The sequence below is a fragment of the Ammoniphilus soli genome, assembly GCF_040813775.1.
Genome location: NZ_JBEGDL010000036.1, coordinates 38,812 through 50,051 on the forward strand (window position 1 = coordinate 38,812; position 11,240 = coordinate 50,051).

At 38.6% G+C, this 11,240-nt stretch carries 10 protein-coding genes and 1 pseudogene; 9 read left to right on the plus strand and 2 right to left on the minus strand.

Translation table 11 applies throughout. The features are described 5' to 3' along the window. Positions 1-30: 30 nt before the first annotated feature. From ehuC to ehuA, 3 genes are read left to right on the plus strand one after another with little or no spacing between them, the layout of a single operon-like run. Positions 31-678: an ectoine/hydroxyectoine ABC transporter permease subunit EhuC gene (ehuC, locus tag ABLT31_RS32305; protein ID WP_367759475.1), complete on the plus strand. Its 648-nt coding sequence runs from the start codon at positions 31-33 to the stop codon at positions 676-678. Positions 679-681: 3 nt separating this feature from the next. Further along, entirely contained in the window at positions 682-1,350 is a 669-nt protein-coding gene (ehuD, locus tag ABLT31_RS32310; protein WP_367759477.1) for an ectoine/hydroxyectoine ABC transporter permease subunit EhuD, read from the plus strand. 26 nt (positions 1,351-1,376) lie between these two features. Next, the gene (gene ehuA, locus ABLT31_RS32315; protein WP_367759479.1) at positions 1,377-2,213 is read left to right on the plus strand and encodes an ectoine/hydroxyectoine ABC transporter ATP-binding protein EhuA; all 837 of its coding nucleotides are present in this window, start codon (positions 1,377-1,379) and stop codon (positions 2,211-2,213) included. A 250-nt stretch (positions 2,214-2,463) separates the two neighbouring features. Here the strand turns inward: ehuA and ABLT31_RS32320 are convergent, their stop codons facing one another. After that, positions 2,464-3,432 (minus strand): electron transfer flavoprotein subunit alpha/FixB family protein, encoded by a 969-nt coding sequence (locus tag ABLT31_RS32320; RefSeq protein WP_367759481.1) that lies wholly within the window; start codon positions 3,430-3,432, stop codon positions 2,464-2,466. 29 nt (positions 3,433-3,461) lie between these two features. Then, a complete protein-coding gene (locus ABLT31_RS32325) occupies positions 3,462-4,223 on the minus strand; it encodes an electron transfer flavoprotein subunit beta/FixA family protein (protein ID WP_367759483.1) in 762 nt (253 codons plus the stop codon). A 241-nt stretch (positions 4,224-4,464) separates the two neighbouring features. Between ABLT31_RS32325 and ABLT31_RS32330 the strand changes: the two genes are divergently transcribed. The 6 genes and pseudogenes from ABLT31_RS32330 to ABLT31_RS32355 all read left to right on the plus strand — a co-directional run. Further along, the gene (locus ABLT31_RS32330; RefSeq protein WP_367759485.1) at positions 4,465-6,243 is read left to right on the plus strand and encodes a sigma-54 interaction domain-containing protein; all 1,779 of its coding nucleotides are present in this window, start codon (positions 4,465-4,467) and stop codon (positions 6,241-6,243) included. A gap of 268 nt (positions 6,244-6,511) precedes the next feature. Next, positions 6,512-7,702 (plus strand): NAD(P)/FAD-dependent oxidoreductase, encoded by a 1,191-nt coding sequence (locus tag ABLT31_RS32335; protein ID WP_367759487.1) that lies wholly within the window; start codon positions 6,512-6,514, stop codon positions 7,700-7,702. A 79-nt stretch (positions 7,703-7,781) separates the two neighbouring features. Continuing rightward, positions 7,782-8,903, plus strand: coding sequence for a nitronate monooxygenase (locus ABLT31_RS32340; protein WP_367759489.1), 1,122 nt, complete (start codon positions 7,782-7,784; stop codon positions 8,901-8,903). A 198-nt stretch (positions 8,904-9,101) separates the two neighbouring features. Next, on the plus strand, positions 9,102-9,869 hold the full coding sequence (locus ABLT31_RS32345; protein ID WP_367759491.1) for an electron transfer flavoprotein subunit beta/FixA family protein: 768 nt from the start codon (positions 9,102-9,104) through the stop codon (positions 9,867-9,869). A gap of 15 nt (positions 9,870-9,884) precedes the next feature. After that, a complete protein-coding gene (locus tag ABLT31_RS32350) occupies positions 9,885-10,862 on the plus strand; it encodes an electron transfer flavoprotein subunit alpha/FixB family protein (RefSeq protein WP_367759493.1) in 978 nt (325 codons plus the stop codon). Between the two features lie 122 nt (positions 10,863-10,984). Beyond that, positions 10,985-11,240 (plus strand): annotated as a pseudogene (locus ABLT31_RS32355) (hypothetical protein); the annotation flags it as partial.

Here is an 11,240-nt window from a genome sequence, read left to right on the forward strand (position 1 = left end):
CGTCTTTTCTAGAAGGTGAGGATAGTAAGAATGTATTCCATAATAGATTTTATTCCACCGCTCCTAAGTGGACTAGTTGTTACATTAGAAATCTTAATCTATTCTGCTTTTCTGGGTTTAGCCTTATCTTTTATATTGGGATTTATGAAACTATCAAAATGGATTGTTATTAGAATTATTTCAAACTTTTATATTGAAGTATTTCGAGGAACATCATTATTAATACAGTTATTCTGGTTATATTTTGCACTTCCAATTATGGGTATTGAATTATCAGCTATGACAGCTGGGGTGTTAGCTCTTGGGTTAAATATGGGGGCTTATGGTGCTGAAGTTGTCAGAAGTTCTATCCAATCTGTTCCAAAAGGGCAAACAGAAGCAACGATTGCCTTAAATATGACGCCTATCAAAAGAATGAGAAGAGTGATTCTTCCTCAAGCAATTTTATTAATAATTCCTACATTCGGGAATTTAATGATTGAATTACTAAAGGGAACAAGCCTTGTGTCTCTTATAACCTTATCTGACTTAACCTTCCAAGCAATGTCCTTACGAAACTCTACGATGCAATCAACTGAATTATTCACTTTACTTTTAATCTTTTATTTTATTATAGCTTATCCTATTACATTTAGTTTTCGAAAGTTAGAAAAAAAATTATCTGCTGGGAGGGTATAATTGATGTGGGATTGGGAGTTCGCATGGTCAATTCTTCCAGACTTATTGAATGCTATGAAAATCACAATAGCTGCAACGATAATAGGTTTTTTGCTCGCTGCCTTTCTGGGATTAGTTTGGGTATTTTGCAGGAGATCAACCTTTAAACCATTAGTGATCGTAGTAACATGGTTTACTGAATTTATTCGCAGTACTCCACTATTAGTGCAACTATTTTTCATTTTTTATGTGTTGCCGGAGTTTGGAATTTCTTTTTCGAGTTTTGTTGCCGGTGTGATCGGTCTTGGCCTTCATTACAGTACTTATCTGGCAGAAGTGTATAGATCAAGTATCGAATCATTACCAAAAGGTCAATGGGAAGCAAGTATAGCAATAAACCATTCAAAGACTAAAACATGGTTTCGTATCATTTTGCCACAAGCAATTGGTTTGGTAATACCAATACTAGGTAATTATTTCATTGTTATGTTTAAAGAAACTCCACTTCTATCCGCCATTACACTAATTGAAATGATGCAAACAGCTAAAATCATTGGTTCAACATCTTTTAGATATTTTGAGTCATTCACAATTGTAGGATTGCTATTTTTACTTTTAAGTTATCCGTCATCTATTCTTATTCGTTACATTGAAGAGAAAATGAATAAAGGTATTGGAAAAGGGACTGCTTAAGTATACGAGTAAAGGATGTGTGAAATATGAATTCAATACTTTCAGTTAATCATTTAGAAAAGATAAATGGTTATAAAAGCCTCGATCAAGTAACGCCGATTGTTAAATATCGAAACATAACAAAGTCATTTGATGATGTGAAAATTTTGAAAGGTGTTGATCTCGATATTTTCCCAGGGGAAAAGGTTGCAATTATTGGCCCAAGTGGATCAGGTAAAACAACACTTGCCAGGATGTTAATGACGTTAGAGAAGCCATCAAGTGGAACAATCCAAGTAGAAGACGAATATTTATGGCATACAGAAAAAAACGGTAAACTAATTCCTGCAGACGAAAAGCATTTCCGTAGGATACGTGGAAAGATAGGAATGGTTTTTCAACAATATAATTTATTTCCACATATGACTATTCTTAAAAATGTGATGGAAGGCCCGGTACATGTATTGGGGATGCCAAAAACAAAAGCGAAGGAAATAGCAATTGAAATGTTAACAAAAGTGGGTCTTGAACATAAACTTGATGCTTATCCCGCAAAACTTTCCGGTGGACAACAACAGCGAGTGGCTATCGCAAGAGCATTAGTCATGAAACCCCAAATTATGTTATTTGATGAAGTAACAGCTGCATTAGATCCGGAACTAGTCGGTGAAGTATTAGAGGTGATTAGAGAAATCGCAAATGAGGGGGAAATGGCCATGCTATTGATTACTCACGAGATGGATTTTGCCAGAGATATTGCTGATAGAGTCGTTTTTATGGCTGATGGGAATATTATAGAACAAGGCCCGCCGCAAAAGCTCTTTCAAGATCCGAAAGAACAGCGTACGAAAGATTTCCTAAGTCGTTTTCGATCTAGATTTTAGTGTTAAAGCAGTGGATCATATTCAGCTATACGAAGGCTTTCAACTACTTTTCCGTTTTCAAGTTATTTAGAGACTTATAAGTATGGTGGAATTACAAAAGAAATCTCCTTTCGTTATTTGAGTAAGTCTTACGCTTATCTCTTATAACGATTGGAGATCTTTTCTGTTACAACGCTGTAAATTTCATTAGGCATAGCCAGTAGTTAATAAAAATTAATTTTAATTGCTCATCCTAAGCAGGAATGAAACATCAGGAAGTAACCAATGCTTTCTTAAACTCTTCCGTTAATAACGGTACAACTTCAAATAGATCTCCTACAATCCCATAATCCGCCACTTGAAAAATCGGCGCTTCAGGATCTTTGTTAATGGCTACAATCACTTTGGAGTTCGACATTCCCGCTAAGTGCTGAATGGCCCCAGAAATCCCACAAGCAATATATAAATCCGGATTAACGACTTTACCTGTCTGCCCAATTTGTAAAGAGTAATCGCTATAACCTGCATCACATGCACCTCGTGAAGCCCCTATAGCACCTCCCAATACATCCGCTAACTCTTGAAGCACCTTAAATCCATCCTTATCATTAACACCACGACCACCGGATACAATGACTTTTGCTTCACTCAGGTCGACTTTGGATGAGGTTTTTCTAACAATTTCCTTGATCGTGGTTCTTATATCTTTAATAACAGGTTGGAAAGGTACTGTCACATATTGTTTAGGATTTTCAAGAACTTCAAAGTTATTAGGGCGTAGTGTTGCAAATATTTTTCCTTGATTAAAGACCTTTTCCTGAAATGCTCTTCCGGCAAAAATGGGTCGGGTAAAAACAACCATATCGTTTCTAATTTCAACCGCAGTGCAATCAGAAATTAAACCTACTCCCAATCTAGCGGCTACTCTCGGTGCAAGATCTTTGCCAAGTGAAGTATGGCCCATTAAAATAACATCCGCTTGCACCTCTTCGATAAGCTGAGCTAATGCTTGAGTATACGCATCGTTATTGTAAGTGGATAGGGCAGCTTCATCTGCGATATATATTTTTTTTGGCCCATATTTACTTAGTTCTTCAACATGAGAAGAAGCTTCTGTACCAAAAAGAGCAGCAACTACTTCCCCATCTTCAGCCAATTGGTTGGCTAAAGTTAGAGCTTCAAAAGAGATATTACGTAACTTTCCATCCTTACATTCTGCAAGTACAAGTATTTTTTTCACTGTTTGTCCTCCTCGAATAAATAATTAGACTATTTGGATTCATTACGAAGCAGATGTACTAGATCACTAACTTGTTGAGAAATATCTCCGGTTAGAATTTTACCTTGCGGTTTCTCTGGTGAAGAATATTGATTTAGAACAGAAGTGCGAGTATTTATATCCTCACCAGTCATATTTAAATCCGTTATTGTAAAATGCTCAAAAGATTTTTTCTTTGCTTTTAGGATCCCTGATAGAGATGGGTACCGAGGTTCATTTAATCCCTGTTGGGCTGTCGCCAAGAATGGTAGATTAACTTCAATAACCTCTATGTCTCCTTCTACATCACGCTCTATTATCGCCTTTCTATCTTCAATTGATAGTTTAGTAATGGAGGATAAATGAGGGATCCCCAATTCTTCTGCTACTCGGATCGCAACCTGACCAGAGCCAGAATCTACGGCCATATTTCCTCCTAATATTAAATCATACTCATATTTTTTTATCGCAGCTGCAATAACTTTAGCCGTGTTATACTCATCTGTTAACTCTTTCTCAACGTCAATGACGATGCCCTTATCGGCCCCCATTGCTAGTGCAGTTCGAAGCGAACTTTCAACCCTTGGTGGTCCTACCGTAATGACGGTCACTTCAGCTCCCATGGTTTCTTTCAACTTCACTGCTTCTTCAATGGCATATTCATCATATGGATTAATAATGAACTCCACATCATCCTCAATGACCTTTCCGTTGTCGATAACTATTTTTTCTTCAGTCCCAATGGTTTGTTTTAATAACACTAAAATTTTCATTTTAAAATCCCTCCATTCTTTAATATCCTAATGAAAAATTCTTTCATGATATTTTTATAAGCAATTACCATGCCAAGATATCCCTTTTCGCGTTAGAAAACTTGAGGAGTAGGGTTCGAAATTGAATCACTATATTGAAAATTAAGAGATATATCTTGTACAATAACGATATGTACAAAAAACGAAGCATATTATGTGTAAATTTTAGAATAATGTATGAATTTTAGAACAGGAGGATTCTATGAAACATCAGCTTCCAAAGATTGAAAACCTACTGAATGAATCTTTTGCATTTGTAGATGATGACATCTATCCAGAGAAACAAGATCAAACCGTGTACTTCTCTTATAAGAATCAACAATTGTATTATTTAAGGCCACCCATCTCTAAAATTGAAGTTCTGTCATGGATAAAAACAAAGTCAGTTCCTATTTCCATTGAATTTGATGAATTAATGAAGAGCTTGGATGAATATGAGGTGATTCTAATAACTAACGACATGGGTTCCCCTATGGGATACATTGAAGTTCATGATGTTTACAAAAAAATATACAATGCTTACAGATATCTGAAAGCTTACTATGATTCAATCATTGAAACTGCAGAGGAAGCATTGGCTGTTATTGATAAAAATGGGATAACTGTTGAATGGTCAAGAGGAGTGGAACGTTTATATTCAATGAAAAAAGAAGAGGTAATAGGGAATCCAGTGATTAACTATTTTCCCTATGAAAAATTGCAAATGGTAAGAGTTCTTAAGACTGGAGAAAGGTTGCATCGAACGATTAGTCGGCCTCGAGATGATCTTGTTTTATTTGTGAATATGAGTCCCATTGAATTAGACGGGGAAATTGTTGGAGTCACATGTGCAGAAACGGATATATCAAATGAAATTCGACTAACTCAAAAATTAATCAATACCACCAGAGAAGTTGAACAACTAAAAAATGAGGTAGAAAAATTAGCCCCTTCTAACAACCCCTTTAACTTGATTATAGGAAAGAGCGAAGCTATAACTAAAACGATTGAATTATGTAAAAAAACGGCAAATACTAGCACTACTTGTCTTATATATGGTGAGAGCGGGGTCGGAAAAGAGCTATTTGCTAAGGCTATTCATAATTTAAGGGAAAAACCTGGTTCGCCCTTTATTGAAATCAACTGTGGGGCAATTCCTCCAACCTTATTTGAGAGTGAACTCTTTGGGTATGAAAAAGGGGCTTTTTCAGGGGCGGATCAAAAAGGGAAAAAGGGGAAAATTGAACTTGCTAAAGGAGGGACGTTATTTCTCGATGAAATTGGAGAATTGCCCCTTGATATGCAGGTCAAACTGTTACGGGTTTTACAAGAGAAAAAATACTATCCTGTTGGTGGTACTAAGGAACTCGAAGTAGATTTTCGAATAATTGCTGCTACAAATCGAGACTTATTTGAAATGGCTCAAAAAGGATTATTTCGAGAGGATCTCTACTACCGATTAAATATTATTGGGATTCATATCCCCCCACTTAGGGAACGTTTACAGGATATAGTAGAATTAACGAAATACTTTTTATACGAATTCTCCACAAAGTATAATCGTTTTATTAAAGAGATTCCATATAATGTAATGGAAATACTTATTAACTACCCTTGGCCTGGAAATGTACGTGAGCTTAGGAATGTAATTGAGCGTCTAGTCGTTTTTTCTGCTGATGAAACGATATTAGTGGATTACCTTCCAAAAAACTTAATTAACACAAGCCAGACGATAAATCATAACGATACATCGATTAGGGTGGATCTTGAAAATACGGAGGGGAGTTACACTTCAATAGCTACATCTTTACAAGAGGATGTATCTTTACAAGAAGATATACTTTTACAAGTATCTTTACAAGATGGGGTGGATTTATTCGAAAAAAAGATGATTATGCAAACTCTATCTCTAGAAAAAGGCAATAAACTAGAAACAGCAAAACGTTTAGGATTATCTCGCTCTGCACTCTACTATAAAATGAGGAAATTAGGAATAGAGTAAGGGGTGAATTTCAAAAATTAACACACGGTGTATCGATTTTGATACACGATTTTCAGTTTTTAATACAGATCTTATCCCGTTTGATTGTTAAAGTTAAAAAACCATTTTAAGAAATGCTCTTCCTAAATATATTGATGAATAATTTCATAATTGTTTTATTATCCCTCCCCATTATAACATTACAGAGTAAAATGTACTTGGCACGAAACTTGCTTTATATCTTTATAAGTTTGATAAAAAGCTAGTAGTAAAATGGAGGGATCATTTGATGAAAACTAAAGTGCTTATCATTGGTGGAGGGGTCATAGGAGGAAGTATTTTATATCATCTGGCTAAAAAAGGGCTCACAGATGCTCAGTTGCTTGAAAAGGGGGCATATGGAAGTGGTGCAACGGGTAAATCTTCCGGTGTTGTACAAACCCAATATCTAGATGAAGGCGATATTGTACAAAGAGCTGTAAGCATGGAAGTATTTGAAGAATTTCATAGAAATGGTGATATTAAATTAGAGATTACTGGATACTTGAGACTGGGGAAATACGAAGAAGACACGGAAGCTTTTAAAAAATCGAATGAAATTCAAGCGAAATACGGAAGGATTTCCGCGACAGTTAGACCTGAGGAAATCAAAAAGATTATTCCTGATTTAGATGTTTCTAAAGTTCCATCTGCTTTATGGGGACCAAATGATGCCTACCTAGATCCTTATTTACTTACACAAGTGTTTATAAATAAAGCGAAGGAACTCGGTGCTAAGGCATCTCAAAATACGAAGGTAGAGAACATAATTATCCACGATGGTAGTGGTTTTACTGTTGTTACTAATAAAGGAAATTTTGAATGTGAATATATTGTTAATGCAGCTGGTGCTCATGCTGATCAAATTGGACGTATGATCGGTGTGGATTTTCCAGTAAAAGGATTCAGAAGGCAAACTGCGGTGTTTAAAACTCATGTTGACTATGTAGTTCCACATGTTACGACTTATTTCCCTGGAAGAGAAGAAATGAGTGTTTATTTTAGGGATGAAGTAGGCGGTAAAATATTTGCTGGCCTCCATAGTGAAGATTGTGAAGAAGGTGAACAACCAGTTGATCCAGATAACTTTAAAGAATCGATTGATCGAGAATTTGTTGAGGAATTATCAGAAAAACTTATGGATGTTGCCCCAGGATTTGAGAATATTGAATTTCAAACGGGCTGGGCAGGATTATATGCCCTTACACCGGATCACCTACCCATCATTGGAGAACTAGACGAGGTAAAAGGATTCTTTAATTGTATCGGAATTGGTGGATTTGGAGGGATTCAAACTTCTCCTTTCTATGGCAAAGTGATGGCGGATCTTATTGTAGATGGCAAAACGGATCTGGTAGATGTTACTCAGTATGATATTAACAGATTTAAAAACAGCGAATTAATGAATTCTAATGCGGCGAAAGCATTTATTAATAAATAGGTGTTGGTTCTAAAATAAATATTATTTCAAATTTTGTTGATCATTAAAAAATAAAGAGGTATAAGGAAGGCGATAAACAATGAAAACGAAGGCTACAGAGATGTTAGGTATGGAGTTACCAATATTTGCATTTAGTCATTGTCGGGATGTTGTTGTTGAACTTACCAAAGCTGGCGGATTTGGTGTTCTTGGTGCGGCTTATATGGACGCCGAAATGCTAGAGCAAGAATTAAGGTGGATTGACGAACATACAGGCGGAAAACCTTACGGTGTTGATCTTGTTATGCCATCTAAACAAGAGAAAAACGTGTTGAGTGAAACTACAACACTTGCAGACATTACACCAAAGGAACATAAGGATTTTGTTGATCAATTGCTTGAAGAAGCTAACATTCCACACTTACCTGAGGATTTAAAGGAAGAAAAGCGTAAGGAAGTTTTCAATATATACAACTGGAACCCGGAAAGAAATGACGAGATGTTAGAGGTTGTCTATCGTCATCCGAATGTGAAGTTGATCGTCAGTGCGCTAGGTGCTCCCCCGAAGCACCAGGTCGAAAGAGCACATTCTAAGGGCATTAAAGTGGGGGCGTTAGCAGGGAATCTTAAACATGCCATGAAACATAAAGAAGTGGGTGTCGATCTTGTCATTGCTCAGGGATATGAAGCGGGGGGACACACAGGGCAAATCGGCTCGATGGTTTTATGGCCTGAACTTGTCGAAGCACTAGATCCGATACCTGTTTTAGCCGCAGGAGGGGTTGGACGTGGGAATCAAATAGCTGCCGCTCTAGCGATGGGCGCAGCGGGCGTTTGGTGTGGCTCCGTCTGGCTTGCTACAAGGGAAAGTGAATTAACTCCAGAAGAGAGGGAAGTTATATTACAGGCTAAATCCGAGGATACCGTTCTGTCACGCCATTTGACTGGTAAACCGTCTCGTATGATACGGGATAAAGCAACGGATGCCTGGGTAAGGCCTGACGCACCAAATACGCTTGGATTACCGCGACAAACTTTATTTTGGAGGGGTTATGCACTCCCACGTATTCATCGTGCAAAAGCTAAAGACTATATGGCCCCAGTTGTTGGTCAGGTTGTTGGACAGATGACGAAAGAGACAACAGTTAAGCGAGTGGTTGAAGAAATGCTAGAAGAGTTTATTGAATCGGTTGAGCGCTTGAATAAAATGATGGATTACTAAATTTTGCTAGATTTATTTCATAGTTTTCCAATCCTCGATAGTCTGTCAAGGGGTTTCTTTCACGGGCTATCTAGGGTCTTTGGCAGGTTTGTAAGCTTGAAGGACTATTTACTAACTGATTAGTAAACAGGGGATTTATAATATGTGTTATTGCTATTTTCGATAAATTAGACCCTGAGAATGAAGGGAGAGCAACCAATGAATATTTTGGTTTTAGTTAAACAGACCTTTGATACGGAAGAAAAAATTGCCGTTCAAAATGGCCAAATCATTGAAGATGGAGTGGAATTTATCATGAACCCCTATGATGAATATGCCATTGAAGAAGCTGTGAAAGTAAAGGAAGAAAAAGGCGGCGAGGTGACCGTTTTAACGGTTGGACCCGCACGTTCCGACAGTGTGCTGCGTACGGCATTAGCGATGGGAGCGGACAAGGCGGTACGGATTGAACAGGAAGAAGGAGAATACGATGAATTCGTGGTGGCTAAATGGTTGGCAGCAGCGATTCGGAACCGTTCGTTTGACCTGATCCTCGGAGGTAATCTGGCGGTGGATTCGGGGGCTGGTCAGGTTGCTGTCCGAGTAGCAGAAGAACTGGATATTGCCCATGTATCTAGCATTACAAAATTATCACTAGATGGTAGAAAGGCAATCATCGAAAGAAATGTAGAAGGAGATCTGGAAATCATTGAGGCTTCTTTGCCGGTGTTACTGACGGCCCAACAAGGGTTAAATGAACCGCGCTATCCGTCTCTTCCGGGAATCATGAAGGCGAAGAAAAAGCCATTGGAAGTGATTTCAATAAGTGATCTTGGCCTATCCGAAGAGGAATCGCAGGCGCTCACGGTGGTCACAGACCAGTACTTGCCAGGCAAAAAAGAGGCCGGACGCGTTTTACAAGGAGAAGTAAAGCAGCAAGTTCGTGAGTTAGCTCAGTTACTTCGTACAGAAGCCAAAGTGATCTAAGAGGAGGGAGAACGAATGGGAAGAAGAGTACTTGTATTAACCGAAGTGAAAGATGGGAAATTGCGTCAAGTTTCTTTAGAGGCCTTGTCCGTTGCCCAACGGCTTGCAGAAGGCGGAGAGATTATTGCGGCTTTGTTTGGTGCAGACTCTGGAGAATATGTTTCCGGAATTTCACGATATGGGGCCCAGAAGTTATATGTAAGTACCGAGGCAAGCCTCTCAGTGTATACGACAGATGCCTATACTCAAGCGGTCGTGCAATTGGTTCAACAAGTAGGAGCAGATGTAGTTCTAATGGGACATACCGGTATGGGTAAAGATTTGGCACCAAGGGCAGCCGCTCGGTTGGGATCCGGTTTAATTACGGACTGCATTGGACTTGATACAGCTGAGGGGAATATCACTTTTATCCGACCGATATATGGGGGGAAGGCTTTCCAAAAGAAGAGCTTCAAGAAAGGAACGATCTTTGTAACCCTGCGTTCCAATAACTTCGAAATGAAAGAAGCACCTACAGAAACCGAGATCGTCCCCTTCCAACCTGTGATCAAGGATCTGCGCACCATCGTGAAAGAAGTCGTACGTAAAGCGGTTGGCGGAGTTGATTTAAGTGAAGCGAAAGTGGTTGTAGCCGGAGGACGCGGGGTAAAGAGCGCTGAAGGGTTTAAAACCTTACAAGAGTTAGCGGATGTGTTAGGCGGAGCTGTAGGGTCTTCCCGTGGAGCATGTGATGCGGGATATTCCGACTATGCCTTGCTTGTTGGACAAACGGGCAAAGTGGTCACACCGGACTTGTACATTGCTTGTGGGATTTCTGGTGCCATTCAGCACTTAGCGGGAATGTCGAACTCCAAAGTGATTGTAGCCATTAACAAAGATCCTGAAGCCCCTATTTTTCAAGTGGCCGACTATGGGATTGTAGGAGATTTATTTGAAGTAGTACCTTTATTGACGGAAGAATTGAAAGAAGTTTTTAATGGAGCTGCGGTTTGACTTGTCCCCGTTTGTGGGAGGAATCCATTTCCTCCCTTTTTCCTTCTATGGGGTAGGTATCCCTCATCACAACGGTAGCGGGAGTTCACCATGACCAATACAGAAGTAATGGAGGTTAGGGAATGTTAGATTTATTTAATTTTATAACCCTCATGGCCGTGACCGGTTATGCTTTCTACTTGTTCTTCAATGTCGTATACAGCCGATATTTGTTTGTGAAACTTGGCAAGAAGGCCGAGTTTGAACCAAGCCTTAAAGAAAGAATTAATGCTGTTTTAATCAATGGGTTCGGCCAACGTAAATTATTTAAAGACAAGAAAAGTGGATGTATGCACTTGATCCTGTTTTATGGCTTCATGATCATCCAAGTGGGACTGA